General features: G+C 41.4%; 21 protein-coding genes. 5 read left to right on the forward strand and 16 right to left on the reverse strand.

Annotated elements, in window-relative coordinates; genetic code table 11:
* Positions 1-6: 6 nt before the first annotated feature.
* The 13 genes from H0R92_RS08480 to H0R92_RS08540 form a co-directional block, all read right to left on the reverse strand.
* Positions 7-2,148 carry a PP2C family protein-serine/threonine phosphatase gene (locus H0R92_RS08480; protein ID WP_432963166.1) on the reverse strand — a complete coding sequence of 714 codons (2,142 nt, stop codon included), beginning with the start codon at positions 2,146-2,148 and terminating at the stop codon, positions 7-9.
* Positions 2,145-3,533, reverse strand: a complete 1,389-nt coding sequence (locus tag H0R92_RS08485; protein WP_432963169.1) for a PP2C family protein-serine/threonine phosphatase — start codon at positions 3,531-3,533, stop codon at positions 2,145-2,147. The genes H0R92_RS08480 and H0R92_RS08485 overlap by 4 nt, the downstream gene beginning before the upstream one ends.
* 238 nt (positions 3,534-3,771) lie before the next feature.
* Positions 3,772-4,893: a molecular chaperone DnaJ gene (dnaJ, locus tag H0R92_RS08490; protein WP_432963172.1), complete on the reverse strand. Its 1,122-nt coding sequence runs from the start codon at positions 4,891-4,893 to the stop codon at positions 3,772-3,774.
* Positions 4,893-6,842 (reverse strand): molecular chaperone DnaK, encoded by a 1,950-nt coding sequence (dnaK, locus tag H0R92_RS08495; RefSeq protein ID WP_432963175.1) that lies wholly within the window; start codon positions 6,840-6,842, stop codon positions 4,893-4,895. Before dnaK ends, dnaJ begins: the two co-directional genes overlap by 1 nt.
* Before the next feature lie 184 nt (positions 6,843-7,026).
* Positions 7,027-7,773: a nucleotide exchange factor GrpE gene (locus H0R92_RS08500; RefSeq protein WP_432963178.1), complete on the reverse strand. Its 747-nt coding sequence runs from the start codon at positions 7,771-7,773 to the stop codon at positions 7,027-7,029.
* A 108-nt stretch (positions 7,774-7,881) separates the two neighbouring features.
* Positions 7,882-8,919: an aspartate--ammonia ligase gene (gene asnA, locus H0R92_RS08505; RefSeq protein WP_432963181.1), complete on the reverse strand. Its 1,038-nt coding sequence runs from the start codon at positions 8,917-8,919 to the stop codon at positions 7,882-7,884.
* 153 nt (positions 8,920-9,072) lie between these two features.
* Positions 9,073-9,720: a dihydroxyacetone kinase subunit DhaL gene (gene dhaL / locus H0R92_RS08510; protein WP_432963184.1), complete on the reverse strand. Its 648-nt coding sequence runs from the start codon at positions 9,718-9,720 to the stop codon at positions 9,073-9,075.
* A complete protein-coding gene (locus H0R92_RS08515) occupies positions 9,717-10,727 on the reverse strand; it encodes a dihydroxyacetone kinase subunit DhaK (protein ID WP_432963187.1) in 1,011 nt (336 codons plus the stop codon). The genes dhaL and H0R92_RS08515 overlap by 4 nt, the downstream gene beginning before the upstream one ends.
* On the reverse strand, positions 10,711-11,190 hold the full coding sequence (rpiB, locus tag H0R92_RS08520; RefSeq protein WP_432963190.1) for a ribose 5-phosphate isomerase B: 480 nt from the start codon (positions 11,188-11,190) through the stop codon (positions 10,711-10,713). Before rpiB ends, H0R92_RS08515 begins: the two co-directional genes overlap by 17 nt.
* An 11-nt stretch (positions 11,191-11,201) precedes the next feature.
* On the reverse strand, positions 11,202-11,972 hold the full coding sequence (locus H0R92_RS08525) for a GolD/DthD family dehydrogenase (protein WP_432963193.1): 771 nt from the start codon (positions 11,970-11,972) through the stop codon (positions 11,202-11,204).
* A gap of 66 nt (positions 11,973-12,038) precedes the next feature.
* Positions 12,039-13,049 (reverse strand): substrate-binding domain-containing protein, encoded by a 1,011-nt coding sequence (locus tag H0R92_RS08530; protein ID WP_432963196.1) that lies wholly within the window; start codon positions 13,047-13,049, stop codon positions 12,039-12,041.
* A gap of 45 nt (positions 13,050-13,094) precedes the next feature.
* Complete coding sequence (locus H0R92_RS08535; protein WP_432963199.1) at positions 13,095-14,081, reverse strand: ABC transporter permease; 987 nt, start codon at positions 14,079-14,081, stop codon at positions 13,095-13,097.
* Between the two features lie 39 nt (positions 14,082-14,120).
* Positions 14,121-15,602 carry a sugar ABC transporter ATP-binding protein gene (locus tag H0R92_RS08540; RefSeq protein WP_432963202.1) on the reverse strand — a complete coding sequence of 494 codons (1,482 nt, stop codon included), beginning with the start codon at positions 15,600-15,602 and terminating at the stop codon, positions 14,121-14,123.
* 370 nt (positions 15,603-15,972) lie between these two features.
* Here H0R92_RS08540 and H0R92_RS08545 point away from each other — a divergent pair, with 370 nt between their 5' ends.
* From H0R92_RS08545 to H0R92_RS08555, 3 genes are all read left to right on the forward strand, one after another.
* Entirely contained in the window at positions 15,973-17,310 is a 1,338-nt protein-coding gene (locus H0R92_RS08545; RefSeq protein ID WP_432963205.1) for a sigma-54-dependent transcriptional regulator, read from the forward strand.
* The gene (locus H0R92_RS08550; protein ID WP_432963208.1) at positions 17,291-19,126 is read left to right on the forward strand and encodes an ATP-binding cassette domain-containing protein; all 1,836 of its coding nucleotides are present in this window, start codon (positions 17,291-17,293) and stop codon (positions 19,124-19,126) included. The genes H0R92_RS08545 and H0R92_RS08550 overlap by 20 nt, the downstream gene beginning before the upstream one ends.
* Positions 19,127-19,297: 171 nt before the next feature.
* Positions 19,298-19,726, forward strand: a complete 429-nt coding sequence (locus tag H0R92_RS08555; protein WP_432963211.1) for a hypothetical protein — start codon at positions 19,298-19,300, stop codon at positions 19,724-19,726.
* 46 nt (positions 19,727-19,772) lie between these two features.
* On the opposite strand, the gene H0R92_RS08560 is transcribed toward H0R92_RS08555, so the two are convergent.
* The gene (locus tag H0R92_RS08560) at positions 19,773-21,035 is read right to left on the reverse strand and encodes a vWA domain-containing protein (protein WP_432963214.1); all 1,263 of its coding nucleotides are present in this window, start codon (positions 21,033-21,035) and stop codon (positions 19,773-19,775) included.
* 83 nt (positions 21,036-21,118) lie between these two features.
* Between H0R92_RS08560 and H0R92_RS08565 the strand changes: the two genes are divergently transcribed.
* Both H0R92_RS08565 and H0R92_RS08570 read left to right on the forward strand, forming a co-directional pair.
* Positions 21,119-22,219: a hypothetical protein gene (locus tag H0R92_RS08565; protein WP_432963217.1), complete on the forward strand. Its 1,101-nt coding sequence runs from the start codon at positions 21,119-21,121 to the stop codon at positions 22,217-22,219.
* Positions 22,206-22,796 carry a cupin domain-containing protein gene (locus H0R92_RS08570; protein WP_432963220.1) on the forward strand — a complete coding sequence of 197 codons (591 nt, stop codon included), beginning with the start codon at positions 22,206-22,208 and terminating at the stop codon, positions 22,794-22,796. Before H0R92_RS08565 ends, H0R92_RS08570 begins: the two co-directional genes overlap by 14 nt.
* Positions 22,797-22,851: 55 nt before the next feature.
* On the opposite strand, the gene H0R92_RS08575 is transcribed toward H0R92_RS08570, so the two are convergent.
* Together H0R92_RS08575 and cysK are read right to left on the reverse strand one after the other, a co-directional pair.
* A complete protein-coding gene (locus H0R92_RS08575; RefSeq protein WP_432963223.1) occupies positions 22,852-23,643 on the reverse strand; it encodes a serine O-acetyltransferase in 792 nt (263 codons plus the stop codon).
* Between the two features lie 21 nt (positions 23,644-23,664).
* The gene (cysK, locus tag H0R92_RS08580; RefSeq protein WP_432963226.1) at positions 23,665-24,594 is read right to left on the reverse strand and encodes a cysteine synthase A; all 930 of its coding nucleotides are present in this window, start codon (positions 24,592-24,594) and stop codon (positions 23,665-23,667) included.
* Between the last annotated feature and the right edge of the window lie 27 nt (positions 24,595-24,621).

The raw sequence follows: 24,621 nt of genomic DNA on the forward strand, positions 1-24,621 counted from the left end.
ATATTGCTACAGCATTTTTATAACTATAGCACTTACGTCATTTTCAAAGTTTTTATCGGCAAATTCTTTTACCGCAGAACGCAAAAGAGCGCATATTTTTTCGGAAGGCTGTTTAATATTATCCAAAACAATATGCTGTATGCGCGATTTACCGAAGTGTTCGCCGTGCAACGATTTTATTTCAATCAATCCGCTTGTAACTCCGACGAGCATATCTCCGGAAGATAATTGAATTTTTTTCACTTTTATTAAAGAAGAAACATCTTCTACAAAACCCAAAACCTTACCTTCACCCTGAATCTCTATCATGTTATTATACGTTTTACTGTACATAAACATTGCAGGCAAAGCACAGTTTGCATAATATACGATTTTCGACTGCATATCTATAAGGCAAAACATTCCGGCAAAATAAGTTCCCCGCGGTAAATTCTCTCTTATAAACAAGTTAACTTTTTGTATTAAACTTTTAAAGTCCTTTGTTTCCGCTAAAAATATGGGAATCATCGACTTTAAAATCGCCATAAGCATACTGGCGTTAAGCCCCTTACCGCTTAAATCGCCTATTACGGTTATATACCGATGCGTATCGAGCTTTATAAAATCGGTAAATCCGCTGCCCAAAGAACGCGCGCTTAAAGAAAAGGAATCGCCGTCACAAGCCGGATGTAAAAGTTTGTCCGTTTTTTTCTGCAAAGATTGAATAACTTGCGAAGAAAACCTGATTTCCCGTCCGACAAGACCGATCAATTCTTCATTCGCAATGTTTTTAAGATAATATCCGGTTAAAAAAAAGCGCGAATACAGTGCATTAAGCGTTTTGTAATCGTAATCCGTATACGGCTGTTCCATTTTCCGCTCGCCGAGCAAAACAATACCGAATAAGTGTGCGCCTTCATTTAATAAAATCATAACGGCACTGTCGGTTTGCTCAAAAAGTGCATTTAACTTTGATGCAATGGGCGATAGTTCGTGTACGGTATCGCAATGGGTTTTAAATATCACTCTGCGTCGAATATTCAGTAAAGATGAAAAAACGGGATCGTCCATATCAAACTCGACGCGGTTTGCGTTCAGAGAATAGCGGGTTGTCAATTTGTGATCGTCTGTTTCGGTTAAAATCATCACATTAACCGTATTCAGATTTCTTTGCAAAATATGGGCAAAGCGCATATCGATTTCCAAATCGATATCGCCGAAATCCAAGGCGGAAAATTCTTTTTCCATTTGTTCCGCATACAGGGTATCGTTATAACGCGCCGATCGGAATATACGGTTCCGTAAAAAAAACGAAACAAAAAACAGGAATGCGGCACAGACTATAATAAGCAAAAAAAACGTAATTGTATGTTCTTGCGCACGCGGAACTAAAAAAGCGAATATCAAACCGGTACACAAAGACGGGAAAATATATGTTAAACCGAAAAGTCCTGCAGAGCGCACAAAGCCGCTTATGTTAAATAAAACAAGGTTTTGCTGAATCCTATAAAACAAAAAAAACATTACGGCATATACAAGCGGCAGCAGCATTATAAATAAGTATTGACCGGAAACGTTCGAAGCAACCCGTATTAAAAAAAACAATATTTGCCCGGTACACAGAACTGCGGCAAAAAAAAGCATTTGCTGACGTAAAAGCCTTCCTGTACACAATTCATATTTAAAAAACAGCACCAGTACCGTAATCGACGGAATGATATAAATGACCGCAAGTTTATAAACGGAAAACCACTGTATCGATGTTTCACCTATGAATTTACTTAAAACATGTAATTGAAGTTCCGAATCGAAGTAAACCGAATCCAATAAAAAGAAAACAAGATAAAAAGAAAGCGCAATGGCCGCTACCATTAAAATACGCCACAGTGTAAAATTTTTAAACAGCGGAAAACGCCAGCACCACATGCAAAGCGCAGCGGACTGTACGGCCGAAAGCCATAAAAAAAGGCGTGCAAAACTGGATGCAAGGCCGTGTTGATTAAAGAATATAAACACAATACATAAAGCGGATATAAGACCGGACAGGGTTTGCATTAAAAGCATGTTTATAAAATTTTTTGTTTTATTATCTGTAGTGCCGAAGTCGATTCTAAATGAAAGTCCGAAAACCGCACCGGCACAAAGTATATTCAAAATAAGAAAAATCATACGGCCTCCCCTATTTTTACCGCAAGCATTGTAATATCATCGCGTATTTGAGTCGTTCCGCTGTATGAAAAAACCAAATTCGATATATCGGTTATAAAACTTCGCGCCGATTTTACAAAACTTTTTTTCAAAAGGCGTTCATATTGTTCCGTATTTCCAAGTTCGATTCCCTTTTCATTCATTACTTCGGAAACCCCGTCCGAAACAACCAATAAAACATCGCCGGTATATAATTTTTGTACCGCAGGTTCAATTTCGTCCATCTCGATAATTCCGACAAGGCTTGCATTGGATTTAAGGAAACGCAGTCTGCCTCCGTCTGGGGAACGTGAAATAATAACCGGATCCGCCATTGAGGCGTTTATATACTCAACCGTCATTTTTTGAGTATCTATCAATCCGATAAACATAACCGTATACTTATCTTCCAGGTTCATACTTTTTATTGCTTTATCGACGGAACTGATAAGAGCGCTTAAATTTTCTTTTTCGCGTAAAATCTTAACCGTATTCATAACCAAGCCCATAATAAGAGCTGCAGCCAAGCCCTTACCGGACACGTCGCCGAGCATAATGAGTGTTTTTTCAGGGGTAATGGGTAATACCGTATAATAGTCGCCGGATACGTTTACCAGCGGGCGGTAATAAGCGGCGATATCGAGTTTTTTTATTTTAGGCATCGTTTGCGGCAAAAAAGATTTTTGAGTATCGGCCAAAAGCGACCATTCCTTTGATAAAGAGCTTATTTCAGACATTTTAACGATGGTTTTTTCGCACAATTGAAAGCGTTGGAACTCTTCCAACAATCGGGGAAAAATCACAGGATCAAACAATCGGGTATATCGGCAAAAGAAAAATACGTGCTGACGGTTGGAAACAAGAAAAAATCCCCGTGCTTGCCCGGTGTCCGAAACAAGCCCCAAATTACCGTCAAAAAAATAATAGCCGTCTTTCCATTCGGGATTAAAATTCAAACTAAGTTTTTCAAAGGTATGCGCTCCGGATGCAAGATGAGAAGGACTGCTGTATAAAATCCGGTTTTCCGATTTATCGACGTATAAAACCGCAATACCTCCCCTGTCTTCACAAACATCGCAAACGGCATGTATAAAATCATCAAGGGTATATGAAAAACGCAATCGCTCTATAAAAGCGGACAACAGTCCCGTTTCACCGCGGTACAAGGTTTTTTTTTCGGCAAAATCACGCAAAAGCCGATTTATAAAACTTTGTAAGGTAAATACTATACATACGATAAGAGAAGCGGTGATAAACGAAAAAAGAAAACCGGTATTACGTGTTAAAAAAAAACTTAATACGGCAAAAAAAATACATGCGCTTATAAATAAACCGACGCTTATAAAAGATTGCTTTGTTTTAAGCATAGAATCTCCCGCTTTGAACACAATAATAATCAAACCGTACTTTATTAAAAAAGCAAAACCGGGCTGCTGAAAAGAACGGTCTTTTTAAAACAACCCGCATAGTTTCCGATATTATATCACAGGTTGTCGGTAAAAAACAATATTAAAACGGTGAGAATGCTTAAGATGTATTTTACATTGCTTTAATGCGGATTTGTATAAAAACCGTGCGCTTTGCACAATTTTTATACAAAACAAATCAAGAACGCAATTCGGAAAGCGCGACGGGTTTGGGATTGTTTTCTTCGCCTTCAATTGCCGATACTTCTTCCAAAAGCTGCTTTGCCTTTGACGAAAGCTTGGTCGGCACCGTAACGAGAATCTTAATATACATATCGCCTTTTCGGCCGCTGTTTCCGTAGGGAACGCCCTCGTCGCGTAAACGAAGCAGTTTTCCGTGCTGGGTTCCCGCGGGCACTTTTAGCTTTATTTTTTTATCGTCTAAAGAGCTGACGGTAATTTCGGCTCCCAATGCCGCCTGCATTATGGAGATGGGGATAGCACAGTATAAATCCTGACCGTTTCGCTCAAAAAACTTGTGCGGCGCAACGTGAAGAATGATAACCAAATCGCCCGCGCTTCCGCCGTTGCGTCCCGCATCGCCTTGATTCGGAACGGTTATGCGCTTGCCGTTATCCACTCCGGGCGGAATTGTAACGGCAATTTTTTTGCGTTTTTTTTGCAAGCCCGAACCGCCGCAGCTTTTGCAGGGATTGTCGATAACGCTTCCTTCGCCCTGACAGGAAGGACAGGTTTGCGCTACGCTGAAAAAACCCGCGCTGCGCCGTATTTGCCCCGCTCCGCCGCAGGTCGGACAGGTTTTGCGCTGAGCACCGTCGGCGCCCCCGGTTCCGCGGCAGTCGGTACAAGCTTCGTTATGCTGAAAGGATATTTCGGCCTTGGTACCGTATACGGCATCTTTAAAAGATATTTCAAGGTCGTACCGTAACGAAGCGCCCTGATTGGGGCCGCCTCCCCTTCTGCGGCTTGTGCCGCCGCCGAAGAGGTTTTCAAATACATCGCCGAAGCCGCCGAACAGGTCTTCAAAGTCGTGAAAGGCGTTTGAAAAGCCCTGTGCGCCGCCTGCGCCCATGCCTTCAAGACCGGCAAAACCGTATTGGTCGTAAATACTGCGTTTTTGCTCGTCCGAAAGCACTTCGTAAGCTTCGGTGGCTTCTTTAAACTTATCCTCGGCTTCTTTATTGCCGGGATTTTTATCGGGGTGGTATTTGACGGCTAATTTTCGGTAGCCCTTTTTTATTTCATCTTTTGAGGCGCCCTTTTGGACGCCCAAAACTTCATAGTAATCGCGCTTTGCCATTATTTGTCGTCGTCTACCACTTCATAATCAACATCATCGGCTTTACCCGAAGCCGGACCGCTGTTACTCATATCGGGGCCGGCACTTGAAGCGTTTGCATCGCCGCCGGAAGCTCCCTGAGCGTCGCTTCCCTGCGCACCCTGAGCCGCCTGCTGCTTGTACACTTCTTCGGCAATCTTATATGAAGCCTGCTTTAAAGCTTCGGTTTTAGCCTTTATGTCTTCAACGTTATCGGTGCTCAACGCCTGTTTAAGGGCCGCAACCGCATCTTCGATTTTTTGTTTGTCGGCGCCGCTTACCTTATCGCCCAACTCTTTAAGCGATTTTTCGGTTGCGTATACCATCGAATCGGCGTCGTTGCGCACATCGACCTTTTCGCGCTCTTTTTTATCGGCTTCGGCGTTTGCTTCGGCTTCTTTTACCATGCGATCTATTTCGCTTTCGCTTAAACCGCTTGAAGATTCGATGCGTACGCTTTGCTCTTTACCGGTGCCCAAGTCCTTAGCGGATACGTGAACGATACCGTTTGCGTCGATGTCGAAGGTAACTTCGATTTGCGGAACACCGCGCGGGGCGGCGGGAATGCCGACCAAATCGAAGCGTCCGAGCGTGCGGTTTTGAGCCGCCATTTCGCGCTCACCCTGCAATACGTGAATCGATACCGCGGTTTGTCCGTCGGCGGCAGTCGAAAAGATTTGACTTTTGCGCGTAGGAATCGTGGTATTGCGCGGAATCAGTTTTGTAAAGACGGCGCCCATCGTTTCGATACCGAGCGAAAGCGGCGTAACGTCGAGAAGCAAAATGTCTTTAACGTCGCCGCCTAAAATACCGCCCTGAATGGCAGCACCTACGGCAACGGCTTCGTCGGGGTTTACACCCTTTGAACCTTCTTTGCCGAAAATTTCTTTTACGGTTTGCATAACCTTGGGCATACGGGTTGAACCGCCGACCAAAAGTACTTCGTCGATTTTGGAAGCGTCGATTCCCGCATCCGCCAAAGCTTTGCGGCAGGGCTCTTTAGTGCGCTCAAGTAAGTCCTCGGTCATCTGCTCGAATTTGGCGCGTGTAAGCGACTTTTGCAAGTGCTTGGGGCCTGAAGCGTCGGCGGTAATAAAGGGCAGATTTATTTCCGTGGACGATTGGGCGGAAAGTTCGATTTTCGCCTTTTCGGCCGCTTCGCGCAAACGCTGTAAGGCCATGCGGTCTTTGGACAAATCGATACCCGTATCGGCTTTAAACTCGTCGGTAAGCCAATTGATTATCTTGCGGTCAAAGTCGTCGCCGCCCAAGTGGGTGTCGCCGTTTGTGGACTTAACTTCAAAAACGCCGTCGCCGAGTTCAAGGATGGAAATATCGAAGGTACCGCCTCCCAAGTCGTAAACGGCAATCATCTTTTCGCTTTTTTGCTCTTTGCTGAATCCGTAAGCCAAAGAAGCGGCGGTCGGTTCGTTGATAATGCGCTTAACGTCCAAGCCTGCGATTTTTCCGGCATCCTTGGTTGCCTGGCGCTGGGCGTCGTTAAAATATGCCGGAACGGTGATAACCGCTTCGGTTACGGTTTCGCCCAAATAATCTTCGGCGGTTTTTTTCATTTTTTGCAAAATAAAGGCGCTGATTTCCTGCGGCGAATACGCTTTGCCTTCTATGTCGATTCTCACGTCTTCTCCGTGATCGACAACCTTATACGGAACGAGTTTGGCCTCGCCGGACAATTCATTGTAGCGGTGTCCGATAAAGCGCTTGATTGAATATACCGTGTTTTCCGGGTTTGTAATCATTTGGTTTTTCGCAGGCTGACCGACAATGCGCTCACCCTTGGACGTAAAGCCGACAATGGACGGAGTTGTGCGTCCGCCTTCGGCGTTTTGAATAACGATAGGTTCTCCGCCTTCCATTACGGAAACGCAGGAGTTTGTAGTTCCCAAGTCAATACCGATAATTTTTCCCATATTTTTCTCCTCAAGTAAAAAGTATTCCGTTTAATTATTGGGAACCTCTAAAAACATCAGTTTTTAGAGGTTGTCCTTAGATTTAATTTGCGATGTTTCAATTTAAGTCATTATGATATAAAGACTTAAATTGAAACTCGTCGGGCATCTCTAAAAATCTAACCGAGTTTTTAGAGATGCCCTATTAATTGCCGGAAGATTCGCCTGAATCCTCGGCAGCTTCCCCTGCGGCTTGTTCCGAGCCGTCGGGTGTGGTTACCTTCACCTTTGCATGACGGATAACCCTGTCTTTTAACATATAGCCCTTTAAATATACTTCCGAACACACCGCTTCGGCAACCGCTCCCTTATCGGTAGCGATGGCTTCATGCTTATCGTGGTCGAATAAATCGCCCTTTTCGCCGTAAACGGTTAAGTCGTATTTATTTTCAAGCATACTGCGCATTTGTTTGTTAATCATTTTTACGCCGTCAATAACCGGCTTTAAGTCGGCAACGGGTTTTCCCTGCGCGTCGAAACCGGCATCGAGGGCACGGTCAAAATCGTCAAGTACGCCGATTAAATCGGTAAGCAGATTTGCATTCGCATAATCGAAGATTTCCTGCTTTTCTTTTACCATACGTTTGCGGTAATTTTCCAAATCCGCCGATTTGCGCAAATATTTGTCCTGAAAATCGTTTTTTTCGGCTTCAAGTTCGGCAATGCGCTCTTCGGCGCTTTTTTCGGCCGATTGTTCCGCAGAATCGGCAGAATTACCCGAGTCTGCATCCGAAGCTTTCCCCGCGGCTGTTTTATCAGCGCAGCCGCATGTTCCGCATTCGCCGGCTGTACACTCTGCGGTGTCGCCGGTTTTCGAACCGGTTTGAAAAGCAGCCTCTTGTCCCGCTTCTTTTTTAATGTCTTCGTTTTCCGTCTTTTGTGCTGTACTCATTACATTCCCTGAAAATTTATTAATCTATGGTAATAATCTAAAAATACTAAGAGCGTGCATATATCGTCAACAGAAAAAAGAAAATTTATACGCTTAATTATGCAGTATCTACAACAGCGTAATGCCGCGCGCTTTACAGTCCCTTATAACCGCTTCGGGCCATGAGCTTACCTGCACTTCGCCGATGTGCGCTTTGCGCAAAAAGTACATACAAAGGCGCGATTGACCGATACCGCCGCCGCAGGACAGGGGAAGCTCGCCTTTCAAAAGCCGCGAATGAAAATACAGGTTTTTGCGCTCCGTACAGCCGCGCTGTTGAAGCTGCAAAAGTAGGGTTTCAGGCGACACGCGGATTCCCATCGAAGAAAGCTCCAAAGCGGTGTGTAAAACGGGGTTCCACACCAAAAGGTCGCCGTTAAGACCGTGCCTTCCCTCTCCCGTTTCGGTAATCCAATCGTCATAGTCCGGAGCGCGTCCGTCGTGAGGCTTACCGTCGGCCAAGGGATAGCCTATACCGACGATAAAAACCGCACCGTATTCTTTACACGCTTCGTATTCGCGCTCTTTGGCACTCAGATTCGGCATGCGTTTTTGTAAATCTTCTGCAAAAAGAAAGGTGATTTTTTCGGGCAGTACGGGAGTAATGGCCGGAAACCGGTCGTAGATATAAAATTCGGTTCGTTTAAGGCAGCGGTAGATTTTTTTTACCGTGTCCTGCAAAAAAGACACTGTGCGGTCTTCTTTTGCGATAACCGCTTCCCAGTCCCACTGGTCTACATAGAGGGAGTGAATCGGGTCGAGTTCTTCGCACGCGCGGATGGCATTCATATCGGTGTAAATGCCGAAACCCGTTTGCAGTTTCATTTCGGCAAGTTTTATGCGCTTCCATTTTGCAAGCGAGTGTACGATTTCCATATTTGCATTGTCCATATCCTGCACGGTAAACGATACCGGTTTTTCAACGCCGCTTAAATCGTCGTTTAAGCCCGTACCCGACTGTACAAAAAGCGGGGCCGTAACGCGGGTTAAATTCAATTCGGTGGAAAGAGCAAGCTGAAAAAAATCTTTAATCATTACAATGGCGTGTTCCGTTTCGTGTACGGAAAGCAAAGCCTTATAATCCGCCGGCAAAGACAATGAACTCATACAAACATCCTAAAAGGTTATCGAAAGCCTCTAAAAGCTAACCGAGTTTTTAGAGGCTCCTTATTGTATACGGGGAAGCAGGCTTTGTCCAGTATAGCCGGTATGTCAAATAAAAAGGGAGGAAAAGTAAACTACATATAAAGAAAAATTCAGTTAAGTCTTCTTTAAAAGATTATGTATAGACCGTGCCATTGAATCGATTAAAAGATAACTCGATACGGCTCCTGCATCCAAAGTGCCCCTAGATCTCTCCCCTAAACGACTTGCACGACCGACTTTTGCAATCATATCCTTTGTTGAGGACATTCCTTTTTCAGCAGCAGCAGTCATTTGTATCAATGCATTCTCAAATGTTTCTCCTTCGTTTACCGAGTTTCTTAATGCAACGGAAGCAGGAACTAAGGTATCTAAGAGTGTTTTATCTCCTACACGTGCCTTTCCAACGCTTTGTATGCCGGCAATACCGGATTCAATCATATCACAAAAAGAAACTGCATCAATTATTTCTTTATCTTTACCTTTTTTTGCAATTTCTTTAAAAAAACACCCATATAGAGGCCCCATAGACCCCCCTATTTCTAATAACAATGTTTTTCCCAAAATCATTGCAGCATCGGAGAATGATAAATCTTTTCCCTCTATAGCTTTTGCACATAATGAAAATCCCTTATTCATATTGATTCCATGATCTCCGTCGCCGATAGCCCCATCCACCTCACTCAAATAAGCTGTGTTTTTTTGTATAGTGTTAATTAAATCTTCAACAATTACTTTTCCGTCTATATTTTTAAATCCGTTCATACGCCGACTCCAAACTGTGTTAACCCCATACACTCACAATCAAGATCTATAAGCCGTTTTAATTCTGAATCAACCTTCATGAGAGTAAGAGTAATTCCCATCATTTCCAGCGAAGTAAAATAATTGCCGACATACGATCGATATATACTTATTTTTTTATCACTAAGTATTTCTGCTACTCTATTATAAAAAATATATTGCTCCATTATCGGAGTACTTCCTAATCCGGAAATAAGAACAACAACTTCATTTCCCGAACAAAAGGGTAAATCCGGTAAAATCATATCCAAACATTGTTGCGCTATTTCGTCTGCCGGCTTTAATTTATCTATTTTTATCCCCGGCTCTCCATGATGTCCTATTCCAATCTCCATCGTTCCCGGTTCAATATGAAAATTAGGTTTACCGACAGCCGGAATGGTACAAGCAGTTAATCCGATCCCGATACTTCTCGTATTGTCAATAGCTTTTTGTGCAATAGAAATAACCTCATCCAAGGAGGCACCCATAGCCGCTTTTGCGCCACCGACTTTCCACATTAAAACTTCGCCGGCTACACCGCGCCTTTTATCTCTTTCCGTGCCGGGTGCAGAAGCGACATCATCATTTGCAATAACGGTCTTTACCACAAGTCCTTCATCTGCCGCTTCTTCTATCGCCATTTTTACATTCATGTTATCGCCCGCATAATTACCGTATAAGCAAGCAATCCCCTTACCGCCATCTGCCGACTTAAAAGCATCATAAAAAGAACGGGCAGTAGGCGATGAAAAAATCTCACCCACAGCAACAGCATCTACCATATTGCGTCCCACATAACCTATAAAAGCGGGTTTATGACCGGAACCTCCTCCGGTAACAATTCCAACCTTGCCTTTTTGGGGGGCACCTATCCACTTATAAACACGGGGGTTTCCTGTAGCACAAATTAAGTTTGAATGAGCTTTTTCGAATCCTTTAAGCATATCCTCAACTACTAAATTAGGATTATTAATTATTCGTTGCATATTGTTTTTCTCCTTTTAGTCTGAACCTTTCATCATATTCGGTAATTTTGTTTATTTTTGGAGTAGAAGGTCCGTCCACAAATTCTGATGAAAGAAAAATTTGAGCAATTGATTTAGCCAATTCAATCCCTATCACTCTTGCACCCATCGTAATAATTTGAGCATTGTTACTTTTGACAGCTCGTTCTGCGGAATAAGTATCGTGACATTGTGCTGCGCGGATACCGGGAATTTTATTTGCCGTCATTGCCATTCCAATACCCGTACCGCAGCACAATATTCCCCGCTGGGCACTATTTTCCATAATTTTATTTGCTACTTTTACGGCTATATCCGGATACAAAACTTTTTCTCTATCAAACGTTCCGCAGTCAAGAACACTATGTCCCAATTGCGTAATAAAAATCTTTAATTCTTCCTTCAAATCGTAAGCAGCTTCATCACAACCTATAGCTATAGTCACTGAAATCCTCCCTACTGAATTGTGTATCCGCCATCAATAACCAAGTTCGATCCTGTTATCATACCTGCAGCATCGCTGGCTAAAAATACAGCACAAGCGGCCACTTCTTCAGGCTGCCCAAAACGACCTACAGGTATTTTCTTTTTCATCGCATCTCCGACAGGTCCCGCCCATGCTTTTTTTCCAAGTTCCGTTAATATGACAGTGGGAGATACGGCATTCACACGAATACCGTATTCTGCCCACTCTGCAGCCATAACTTTTGTTATACCAATAATAGCAGCCTTACTTGCGGTATATGCTATATGTTTATCAAGTGCAATAAAACCTGCTTGGCTTGCTATATTAACAATACATCCTGCTTTTTGCTTAATCATTTGATGAGCCACAAATTGCGATAAAATAAAGGGCGCCTTTAGATTTACAGCCATTGTAATATCCCAGTCCTCTTCTGAAAGATTTTCGGCATCATCGAGAAAAACCACTCCGGCACAATTTACTAAAATATCAATCCGGCCGAACATATTCAAAGCACGTTCAACAGAAGATTTTATTTGGTCACGTTTTGTAAGGTCTGTCTTCAATACCAAAGTGTTCCGGCCTAAATCACGAATAGTTTTTTCAACGGTTAAAACCTCATCGCTGATATCTATTAAAATTACATCAGCACCTTTTTCAGCATATAACACTGCTATAGCTTTACCGATTCCTTTCGCGGCTCCCGTAACCAATGCTATTTTCCCTTTCAAAGAAAAATTAATATCAAATTCAGCAAAACTCATGACCCTTCCTCCTAATAAAATTTTGCGCCGGCCGGTATATATTATTCTAACCGAGGCCTTTGCGACCTATCGCGTCGTTAACGCTTTGCGTTCTTCTAAAAGCTTATCTACATTTTCCGCCGTGATAGGAACCCAAGGTACGTTGTACACGGGTTTTAAAGACGTTCCCCAATCCATCGATTTCCAACACTCTGCTTGCGGTTTATAACTTTCACCGATAATTTTACGTAATGCAAGATCGAGTGCTCCTTGAGCTTGCCCCGTTGCATCTTGCAGAATTGAAGTCATTTCCCCTGCTTTAACAGCCAACATTGCATCGGTAACTCCGTCTATACCGGCCGTCGGGAAATCTTTTACATTAAGTCCTGCTTGTTTTACAGCTTGAATAGCACCCAACGCCATTTCATCGTTTTGGCCGATAATACCTTTTATTTGTCCGGGATAAGCATTAAGCCAGTTTTCCATCAAACTTAACGCTTCCGCACGCGACCAGTTTGCCGTTTTCATTTCCAAAACTTTTATATTAGGATAATTTTTCAATGCCTCTAAGTTACCTTTTTTTCTTTCAATTTGAGCGGATTGGCCGATAGGTCCTTCAATAATAACAACCCCGCCGGTTCCTCCTATAGCCTTCGCCACTATTTCAGCTTCCATTTTTCCGGACAAAACATCGTCTGAGCCTATATAACTTGTTAATTTAGGACTGTTTACCCGCGTATTTGAACCTATTACCGGAATACCGGCCTTAGCTGCAATTTCAACAGCGGCAGCCCCTGCTTCTATATCAATCGGAACAAATAAAATAGCATCAAACCCCTGTGTAACCATATTCTCAAATTGAGATTGCTGTACTGAAGCATCATAATTACCATCAAAAACGGTAATCTTAACTAAACCTTGAACAACAGCAGGATGGCGTTCCAAGGCTGTAGACCATAAACGCATATACTCACCCTTCAAACCGTACACAGCGGCACCGATTTTGTACTGAGTTTTAGCATTTTCCTTACTGCCCATAGCAAAACCGAACTGTAAAAACAGCACTGCCATTACAACAAGCCATACTCTTTTTTTCATACCATTACCTCCGATAATTTTTTCAGCATCTTTACAAGATGCCGCTTATTCTCGCTCTTTTCGCAATGAATCCAATAATATTGCTCCAATAATAATTGAACCTTTAATTACTTGTTGGTAATACGAAGATACTCCCATAAGATCAAGACCGTTATTTATTACTCCCATAATAAGGGCACCAAATAGAGTTCCCACCAAATCTCCTTGTCCGCCCGATAAACTGGTTCCACCGATTACAACAGCTGCAATAGCATCTAATTCATAACTTACGCCTGCTTGAGGCAGACCTGCCGTAGTGCGTGCAGTTAAAATCAGTCCGCCTAAACTAGACAGCAATCCGCTTATAACATACGTAATAAAAATTATTAAGCGTGTATTAACGCCTGAAATTTTAGCACTTTTTTCATTACCGCCAACAGCATATACATAGCGACCGAAACGGGTTTTATATAACACAACCCACGATATACAAAAAACAATCGCAAAAATTAAAACCGGAAAAGGTATTCCGCAAAACTCGCCTTGCCCTATAAATAAAAAGCGTGTATCGATATTAGGAATAGGCATGCCGTTAGAGTAAATGAAGGTCACCCCTCTAGCAATGCTCAACATTCCGAGAGTTGCAACAAACGGCGGAACTTTCCATTTTGCAATTAAAATACCGTTAAAAGCGCCCATTCCGATGCCGGCACATAAACTGAAAATAATAGCTAGGGGCACGGAATGAATAGATCCCCCAAAAGCAGGACTAACAAAACTGGCAGCAATAACCCCACTAAAGGCGAGCATAGACCCTACCGACAAATCTATCCCGCCGGTTAAAATAACAAAGGTCATACCTATTGATAAAAGACCGTTTATCGATATTTGCCGTAAAACATTAATAAGGTTTCGCGGTTTTAAAAAATACGGATTTATTATTGCAAGTATTATACAAAATAGAAAAAAAACAATTATAATACCGAAATCACTCATAAAATTCTTTAAACTATAAGAATGTGCTTCCGGTTTGATTTTTATATTATTTTCCATTGAAAAAACTCCTTTGCTTTCAATTTTATATATTTTTTATTAAGTTGCCAAACACATAAGCTTCTCTTGATTAGCTTCTTTTCTTTGCAGTATACCGGACACTTGTCCTTCTTTAAATACTATCACACGATCACTCATACCCAATATTTCCGGCAATTCAGATGAGATCATAATAATTGAATTACCTTGACTGGCATAGGATGACATAAACTTATAAATCTCGCGCTTTGCACCGACATCAATACCTCTGGTAGGCTCATCGAGTAAAAGGATTTTCGGATTCGTCAGTACCCACCTTCCAAAAACAACTTTTTGTTGATTTCCGCCTGAAAGTGTTTTGACAAGTTGTCCTGCGGAAAAAGCCTTTATTTGAAATTCTTCAATTAGCATAGAAACTGCCGTTCTTTCGTCTTTTGAATTAATCAAGCCGAACTTAGTAAATCTTTTCAAAGAAGAGATAGTAATATTATCTGCTACAGATCGGTTAAGTACTAAGCCGCTTTTTTTTCTATCTTCAGTAATATAAGCTAAACCGGCTAAGACGGCATCTTTAGGCTTTGCTATATGTATTTGTTTGCCATGTAGATATATTTTACCTTGTGAATATCGAGTTACGCCAAACAAACTATCAAAAAGTTCACTTCGGCCAGACCCCATTAGACCAAAAACACCGACTATTTCTCCTTTTTTAACATTAAAATTGATATTTTCAAATTCTTTTTTTCTGCTTAAATGCGATACCTCTAAAGCAGTTTCTTCTTGCGGTATATTTTTTTTAACATATTCTCCTTCTAATTCTCTACCTATCATCATATTGATTAATTGCATTTTATTAAATTCGCTTTTTTTACCGCTGCCAATCCATTTTCCGTCCCTCAAAACGGTAATTTCATCTGCTATAGTAAATACTTCTTGCAACCTATGTGATATATATATAACCGACTTACCCCTATCTTTTATTTTTTGTATCACTTCAAATAATTTATCCACTTCTTTTTCACCAAGTGCAGAAGTAGGTTCATCCATAATGAGTATATCTGAGTTATATGAAAGAGCCTTTGCAATTTCAACAAGTTGTATTTGAGCAATCTTAAGATGTTTCATTTTAACTTTAGGGTCAATATCTACCCCCATTTGCCCCAGTATAACCTTCGCATGCTTATTAAGATAATTATAATCTATAAAAAGACCGATTTTTTTCGGTTCTCTTCCAAGAAAAATATTTTCAGCAATGCTCATTTCAGGGATGGGCGACAGTTCTTGTTCTATGATAGAAATTCCCGCTGCGAGCGCTTGCTTCGGACTTGTAAAAGAAATCGGTTTCCCATGTAAAAATATTTCCCCGCTATCACGAAGTAAGCTTCCCATAAGAATATTCATGAGAGTCGATTTACCGGCCCCGTTTTCTCCACACAAAGCGTGAACGCTGCCTTTTTTTAGCGTAAATGAAACTTTATGTAATGCAGGTACACCGACAAAATTTTTTGAAACCTCATGTACTTTCAAAAATATTTCATCCATACCGACCTCCGTAAAATAATAAGCATTAAGTGTGCCAACTTACATCATTATACGGTTAATCTTTGTAAGCAATATCGCTATCTCCGCTCTATAGCATGAAAAAAATTCAATCTGATTATCCCAAAACCCATTTTTATAGGTCATCTGCTAAAAATAAGGTTAATTTCTTATAAAATAAATATTTAAACATAAACATCCGCATTATACCAAAGAAAGTGCAATAGGCAAAAAAAATCACAAAGACTACCAGAAAACACTAAATATATTTCAGCAATTTAACTTGACAAAAATAATATTTGGTCCATAATAAAAGCAGTGTACCAATATTGCACACTTCAATAGTTACATGAACCAAATAAGGACATATGTTATGAAACGTTATGTGTTAATCGTCGATGATAATCAACGTGTCGTAGAGAGTTTATCAGAACTTTTGATTCCGCTGGGCTATTTTGTACATTTTGCTCTAAATACAAGAGAAGCAGTCGCAATTGTAAAAACAGAAAAAATAGATGTTGCGCTATTGGATATTCGGCTTGGAAACGAAAACGGCATTGAATGTTTGCGTGAAATGCTAAAAGAAAAACCTCAATTACCCGTTATTATGATTACCGGTTATGCAACGGTCGATAGTGCTGTAGATGCAATGAAATTGGGAGCTTTCGACTATTTAAAAAAACCGCTTGATTTTGAAAATCTTACAAAAACAATAGAAAAGGCTATTTCAGATGAAACAGTTAATTCAAAGCACTCTCAATTAAAAAAAATTGAACCCATATTCAAATATAAAAGTTCTCTTATGGATACTTTACTCGATAAAACCATGCTCATTGCAAACACAGAACTTCCGGTTTTAATTACCGGAGAAAATGGAACCGGAAAAGAAATGATTGCCGATATTATTCATAAAAATTCTTGTAGAGCAAAAGAAAAAATTTTCAAAATAAACTGTGCCGCATTCCCGGAAAGTCTTTTAGATAACGAATTATTCGGCCATGAAAAGGGAGCGTATACGGGAGCCTCAAGTAATTTTAAAGGTATATTCGAACAAGCAAACGGAGGAACCCTATTGCTCGATGAAATAGGAGATATGCCTCTTACAATTCAAGCAAAAATATTGCGTACTCTTCAAAACAATGAAATAAGACGTATCGGGAGCACTGAAACAATATCAATTGACGTACGTTTTTTAGCAGCTACTAATAAAGACATTGAATCTATGATAAAAAACGGCCATTTTAGAGAAGATCTTTACTATAGATTAAATGCAGCAACCCTATACATTCCTCCGCTTCGCGATAGGAAAGAAGATATTACAGAACTTATCGACTGTTTTTTAAATGAATATTCATTTAAAAACTCGGTTCCGAGAAAAAATATCAATAATGAAGTGTTGGAATGTTTTATGGAGTACAGATGGCCGGGAAATGTTCGTGAACTTAGAAATACTATAATGTATATTGCAGCGATTTCTAAAACTAATATTATCACTATAGAAACCTTACCGCCGATATTTACTTCTTCTAAGCATATTGAAAAAATAAATAGGCAGCCATACACCATACAAGAGGTTGAAAAAGAAACTATTATTAAAACTTTAAAAACGATGCAGGGTAACAAACGAAAAACGGCAGAAAAACTCGGATTAAGTCGCAATACCCTGTATAGAAAATTGAGGATGTATAATATTGACAACAACCCCCTATAAAAAATCCTTTATTAAACTTGATAAAATTCAATTAAAATACGGAAGCGTAGAAGCACTAACCGGCATTGATTTAATAATCCGGCCGGGAGAGATACATGCTCTGGTAGGAGAACACGGGGCAGGAAAATCAACGATTGTATCAATAATTAGCGGAGAAATAACTGCAGACGAAGGCAGTATTTTCCTAAACGAAAAACGCATGGGGGATTGGAGTATTAAGCAAGCGCTGCAAAACGGTATAAAAACCGTATATCAACAAATTCCTCAAAACGAAAACTTCACTGTAGCGGAAAGTTTATATTATACAAATAAAGCGGTAAATTCTTCATTTTGGATCAGTAAACGAAAAATGCATTCCGCTGCGGAAAAAATGCTCCATAAGAATGGGTTTAACCTTTCACCTTCCCGTCTTATAAAAACATTAAACTTATCGGAACGAACTATTGTAGAAATATTGCGATGCCTTTCTACCGATACGAAACTATTAATTATCGATGAAGGATTGGATAATCTTTCTACCGATTTTTACAATAAAATTATTAATATTTTAAAACAGTATAAATCAAAAGGAATGGCCGTACTTTGCATTACACATAAAATTGATGACGTGTATTTAATTGCCGATAAAGTAAGTATCATACGCAACGGTACTATTCTTATTACAGATAAAACATACAATATTGATAAGATGAGTTTAATCCGCTTAACTTACACACAAATCTCAAAAGAAAATGCAGAAGTTATTTCATCAAAAGGCTTTTATGAATTTCTTAAATATAACGAAGCAATCATAAAAAAATTACCTCTCAGTTTAATTGTTATAAGTAAAGATAAAAAAATTCGGCTTTTGAATGATATGTGTCGTTCAATGTTTTCATGGAATACGACGCATATCGGAAAAAATATAAATGACTGCTTGCCGAAGCAAAATAAAATATTATCCGCCTTTATTGATGAAGTAATATCCAAAACAGGAGAAAAACGTTTATTTCATGTATGTCTTTCTTTATCCGATAAGCAAATTATAACAAACGTACAAAGTCATCCCATAACAGATGCAAAAAAAACAATAGGTTATATTATCACTATTGAAGATGTAACCGAACAAGAACAATTACAAAAACAAGTAATCCTTTCAGAAAAACTTGCATCAGTCGGTATGTTAGCAGCGGGAGTTGCACATGAGATAAACAATCCCTTAGAGATTATTTACAACTACCTTACCTTTTTACGATATAACTATGATAATGAAAAACTCCTGTCTATCGTAGAAAAGATATCGGATGAAATTTTAAATATTTCAGCTATTGTAAGTAATTTAGTGAGCTTTTCCGACAAAAAAACTGCGCATAACGAATTATTGGATTTAAATGAATTATGTAAAGATATTATAAATCTCATAAAATTCAATGCAAACTATAAATATATAGATTTAATTTTTTTGGAGGGAACCGATACTTTACGTATTGAAGCAAATAAAAATGAAATCAGACAAGTTATTTTAAACCTTTTGAAAAATAGTATTGAAGCTATGCCGAATGGAGGTAATGTTATAATAAAAACACTCAAAAAAGAAATAAATAAAAAACCGTATACGGAACTACACATAATAGACGAAGGAGAGGGATTAATAGAAGCAGATATACAAAATATTTTTATGCCGTTCTATTCAAAAAAATTAGGAAAAGAAAATAATATGGGATTAGGTTTATCAATTTGTTATTCCATCATTGAAAAATATCATGGTATTTTGGCAGCACATAACAACCAAATAAAAGGGTGTACTTTTATCGTTAGTTTACCAGCGGCTATTTAAAGTAAGCCTATCTTTTTCATACAAACAGAAAACCCTCATAGCGAAATCCGTAACACTCAATATGGGCTATAACAGATATCTTCATCAGCCGGCTGCTGTTGATGAATCCAAAGAAAAATGGTACAGTATAAGCGGTTATTTTGTTTTTAAGGAACGATTATGATAAAAATAATGACAAAAAAAATACCGCTGATTGTATGCAGCCTTATATTGACTCTTACAACCCTTTTATTTTCGGCATGTAAAACGGTTCCGACAACCGTTCCCGAAGGAATTAGCGAAGCCGAATTGCTTCAGCTGGGACAATCGTCTCTCGACAACAGTAATTATAAAGCGGCTGAATTTTATTACAAAAAGGTAATCGAACTCTACGGCTCCGATATCGGTACGGTTATCGAAGCCGAATACGAACTTGCCCACATTAACATAAAGCGTAAAAACTACAAAGACGCAAAACCGGCTTTAGAGCGCTTGCTCGCTTATTACGACGATCCGCAAACGGCCGCGCTTTTGCCGCCTTCGTATAAAAAACTTGCACTCATCGATTTGGCAAAATGCGAGCCTAAAACCGAAAAATCAAAGGCAAAAAAGAAAAAATAAAGCATAAAACCGAAGCAGCATTGCGCAGTATGTGCTAAAAGGCGCGCTATCTGCTGCCGGCTTTTCCGTCGGGAATAATAATGCAGTCGATTGTAATGCCCTTGCTGCGGGCGGTTTTTTCTACAAGCTGTTTCGATATGCCCCGTCTGCCGCGCGGAGACGGATGCGGTTCGGCATCGCCTATTAAAATAATTTTTCGCTCGGCAAACGGGTTCCATTGATAAAATTCCAATGATGCATAGAGGGCTTCGTATACGGCTTCAGGCATATCTCCGCCGATAAGAGAATTTTGCGGTATATGCATTGCATTAAGTTTTGCAAAAAAAAGACTGCTGTCCTGCGTAAAATCGTTAAACTGCACGGGCAATCCGCGGTAACGAAAGTTATCCGTATAATCGCGGTAAAAAAGAAGCCCGAGCCGGACCGGCGCCCTTGCTTCCAATTCGGAGGCCAAAGCGGGTATCAATTCTTTTTGCAGTTTTTGAATGTCGTCCCACATACTGCCGGTTGCATCGACGGCAAACACGACGTCGGCCGGCTTTTTTTTATCCAGTTTTTGAAACGACTTTAAAACATCGTCTACAATGCTTTCCGGGCCGCGCGAATAAGTGAGCAATCCGCTTGCAATTTCGTTAAAGGCCGCAGCGGCAAGGGGACTGTAATCATCGGTTAACACGGTAGGCACTTCCGCTTCTTTTTCCGCAACGATTGTATTATCTTCGGCTTCAGCGTTCGGCTTTTCTTTTTTTTCGGCGCTCATGCTGAAATTAAACATAAAAGGATTGTCGGCATACGAAGCGCTGTAATCGGCATAGGGTTTTTCGAATGTGCGGACATTGATAAAGGTTCCGACCTTTACTTCCACTTCCCCGTTTCTCGACCAGGGATAACCGTACAAAAGTTTTTTGGGAATAAACAAATGAAATGCCGTACCGAACTGTTCATCGGCTTCGGGCGTCGAATCGATAATACCGTAGCGCCCGAATTCGGAATCCAAAAATGCGCCGTTTAAAAGCCGTTTTTCGTTCCCGTTTACGGGATTAAAAAACGGTGCGCGGTACGCATAGTTGTCGGCTTTTCCGTCCGGATCTTTAGTCGTTTCGGTTAAAAGCACCGATGAAATGTCTTTTGTTTTGCGTATGTATAAATGCCAGCCGTTTTCGGCGCGTTCCAAACGCATATCCGAAAGCCTTATTTTTAAGGGATTACCGTCTTTTACAGGATTTTCTTCCGTTTGCGGATGTATAAAGGCGGAAAATCCGAAAAAACACAGAAAAAAAATTACAGTGTAATATCTAAAACCGCACATACTTTATTGTCGGTAAAAAAATTCATTATTTATACAGATTCTGCAGGATTTTTTTTTAAAGTTATGATATACTGTATAAAGCCGTGATAATTGAAGCAAATAACTCCGAACAAGGAGGATTTACCCGGGTTCCCCTTGAGGAGTTTTACGATGAAGATGAAATATCCCGGGCACAAAAAGAAACATCCACAAATATTATCGTCCTTACTCCGGCCGAACAGGATTTGGTTAATTCCGTGTTTGAACGCCTGCGCACTGTATCGCCGGAAACCCTTGTAGTATTGGCGGACAGACTTGCCGACCTTGAAAAGCTGACTTTGAATATTGCTCACTTTCCTTCCCTTAAGCAAACACAGGAGCAGGGATCCGCGGTACGCAGTATGCACACCCTTGTCGAAGCTTTGCTTATAAGACGTGAAGGAGATCGTGCCCTGCATTTACCTTCAAAGGCGATTCTCGGACGCGGATTCTCAGTTGCAAAATTTCACACCTTTTCGGCTATGGAAAAAATCGCAACGGCATCCGACTTCCCCCCCACACTTTTAAAACGCCTGCGCCGCTGTTGTTTGGACATTTTATTTACGATTATGGCCGAAGACGTGTATCTAAACCTTTTGGACAACGATACGATAAGCATAGATATACGCCAAAACATCGCTTACGAACTGATTATGCTGTGGGAACACCGCAGCGACGAAAAGGTAATAAAAATGGCCCCCGTTTTGGATGCGGTATGGAATGCGCGACGCGGCCTTACCCCCGCTTTCGGTACGATGGTCGGCACCAGCGAACTTTTGCTTTTAACGATGGCGATGGACGATCAATGGTGTCATTTTATTTCAACCCGTATGGGAAATGAAGATGCCGCTATGGCTATGGAAGAATTTTTATTCGGTATTTCATGGGAAGAAATTCAAAAAGTAAAGAAAAACATCAGCGAAAAAAAAGTGAGTGCTGTAGACGGTAAAGAAGCCGCACATATTTTAGGCCGACCGTCGGATGCATTTAAACCGAAAACGGACGAGTTTGAACCGCGCGACTTTTACCTTTTGTATTCGGTACGGCGCGACAATGCACGCGCCCGTTTAAGACTGAACTTACCGGGGCCGCATTATACGCTTGAAGACCACTACATGCGTTTTATTTTGGAAACAAATAAGGAGAGGCAGTTTGAAGAAATCTGAACCGGCAAAAAAAGCACCCTACCGCTTCGGCGAAAAACTGCGTAAAGTGCGCGAACGAAAAGGCTATACCCTTAAAGTCGTCGCTTCACAGGCGGGAGTCAGCGAAAGCCTTGTATCCCAAATCGAACGCAACAAGGTATCGCCGGCAATCGATACCCTTTTAGCCCTTGCCGACGTATTGGATGTAAATATCGAGTTTTTATTCGATGAGTTCAGACATAAGCGTCCCGTAAAAATCATACGAAGCGGCGAGCGCCGCACGGTGGAAGAAGACGCCGTACACTACGAAGAACTTGCAAAACCTTCGGAAAAAGACGGTACGCATTCCATAGAATCCTATATGATAACGATTCCGCCCGGCGAGCATACCAAACGCGGCTCATACGGACATTTGGGCTGTGAAATGGGATTTATCATAGAAGGAAAGGCCGGCTTTAAATACGAATCGCAGGTTTATACGCTGGAAGAAGGCGACAGTATTTCTTTTTCGGCAGCCGCACCGCACACCTTATCGAATACCGGTACGGGCATCTTAAAAGCATTGTGGGTGGTCAGCCCCGCCCAGCGCTTTAACTGAACATTTTTTAATTTAACATTATTGAACATTTCAGCTGCTCTTTGAGCCGGGCAGTTCACTTTGCCGCTTCGGATACGGGGCAATTACAGACGGGGCTTTGTGCGCCTAGTGCTTGCGGCCGTATGCACTTGTTCATATACACCTTTGAGTTTGCAGGTACGGACTCGGTAATAAAAGCGTTGCCGCCTATAACCGAATTTGCCCCTATGCGCGTATCGCCTCCGAGAATCGTAGCGCCCGCATAGATTGTTACATTGTCTTCGACCAAAGGGTGACGGCGAACGTTTTTAAGCTGTTGGCCGCCGCGCGTCGAAAGAGCGCCGAGAGTAACTCCTTGATAAATTTTTACACCCCGCCCTATAACAGCCGTTTCGCCGATAACGATACCGGTCCCGTGGTCTATACAAAAATATTCGCCTATGTCGGCGCCCGGATTTATGTCTATACCCGTTTTTCCGTGCGCATATTCGCTCATAAAACGCGGAATATAGGGAACATTTGCTCTATACAGGCTATGAGCAAGACGGTGTATGTAAACGGCAAAAAACCCCGGATAGGTTAATATAACTTCATCGATACTGTAGGCGGCAGGGTCCCCGTCGAAAGCAGCTTGGGCATCGAGCAGTAATTTTTTTCGTATGTTTTCAAGTTCTGAAAAAAAATCTTCACATACCGCATCCGTTTCCTCACCCTTGCCGCAGCTTGATAAGGCAATATACAGCTGTTTTTTAAAGGTTTTTTTCAGCCGCTTAAGCGAAACCCTTTGAGCCGGAAAATGGTCGGGAAACAAGAATGCCTTTAACTCCTTTACAACACGCACAACAATCTTTCTGTCCGGAAACATCATAAAAACCTCACAGCCGATATATTATTCTTCAAATAATCCCGCCGACAAATACTTTGCGCCGCCGTCGGGAAACAGTACGGTAATAACACGTCCGGTATTTTCTTTTTTACGGGCAAGCTCAACTGCTGCACAAAGAGCAGCCCCGGAAGAAATCCCGGCCAAAATACCTTCGGTTTTTGCAAGAACGCGGGTATATTCGGCGGCGTCCGCATCGCGGACCCTTATAACGCCGTCGTACACGCGGGTATCGAGGTTTTTCGGAATAAAGCCCGCACCGATTCCCTGAATGCCGTGTTTTCCCTTGACAGAGCCGGAAAGAACCGCCGACGAATCGGGTTCTACCGCATATACTTTAACCGACGGTTTTTTTTCTTTAAGATATGCTCCCGTTCCGCTTAAAGTACCGCCCGTACCAACTCCGGCAACAAAGATATCGACAGTTCCGTCCGTATCGCGCCAAATTTCGGGGCCGGTCGTTTGATAATGAGCGAGCGGGTTTGCATGATTATCGAATTGGGCAGGCATAAAAGATCCCGGATTTTCTTTAACAAGTTCTTCGGCTTTGGCTATGGCGCCGCTCATACCCGAGGCGGCGTCGGTAAGCACAATACGCGCACCGTATGCTTTTAAAAGCTGACGGCGCTCAAGGCTCATACTTTCGGGCATAGTTAAAATCAGCGTATAGCCGCGCACAGCGGCAAAGGCGGCCAAACCGATACCCGTATTGCCGCTTGTAGGTTCTATAATAAGGCCGCCCGGCTTTAAAAGGCCGCAGCGTTCCGCTTCGTCGAGCATATACAAGGCGGCGCGGTCTTTGACGCTGCCGCTCGGATTAAAATATTCAAGCTTTGCATAAATCGATGCAAAACAACCGTAGTTTTTTTGTATGCGACTTAATTCCATAAGCGGCGTATTACCCGTTACCGAAGCAATATTTTTATGAACGTTCATGCGGTTCTCCTGCAAAACGACTATAGC

The organism is Treponema sp. OMZ 840, from assembly GCF_050937815.1.
Lineage (GTDB): Bacteria > Spirochaetota > Spirochaetia > Treponematales > Treponemataceae > Treponema_C.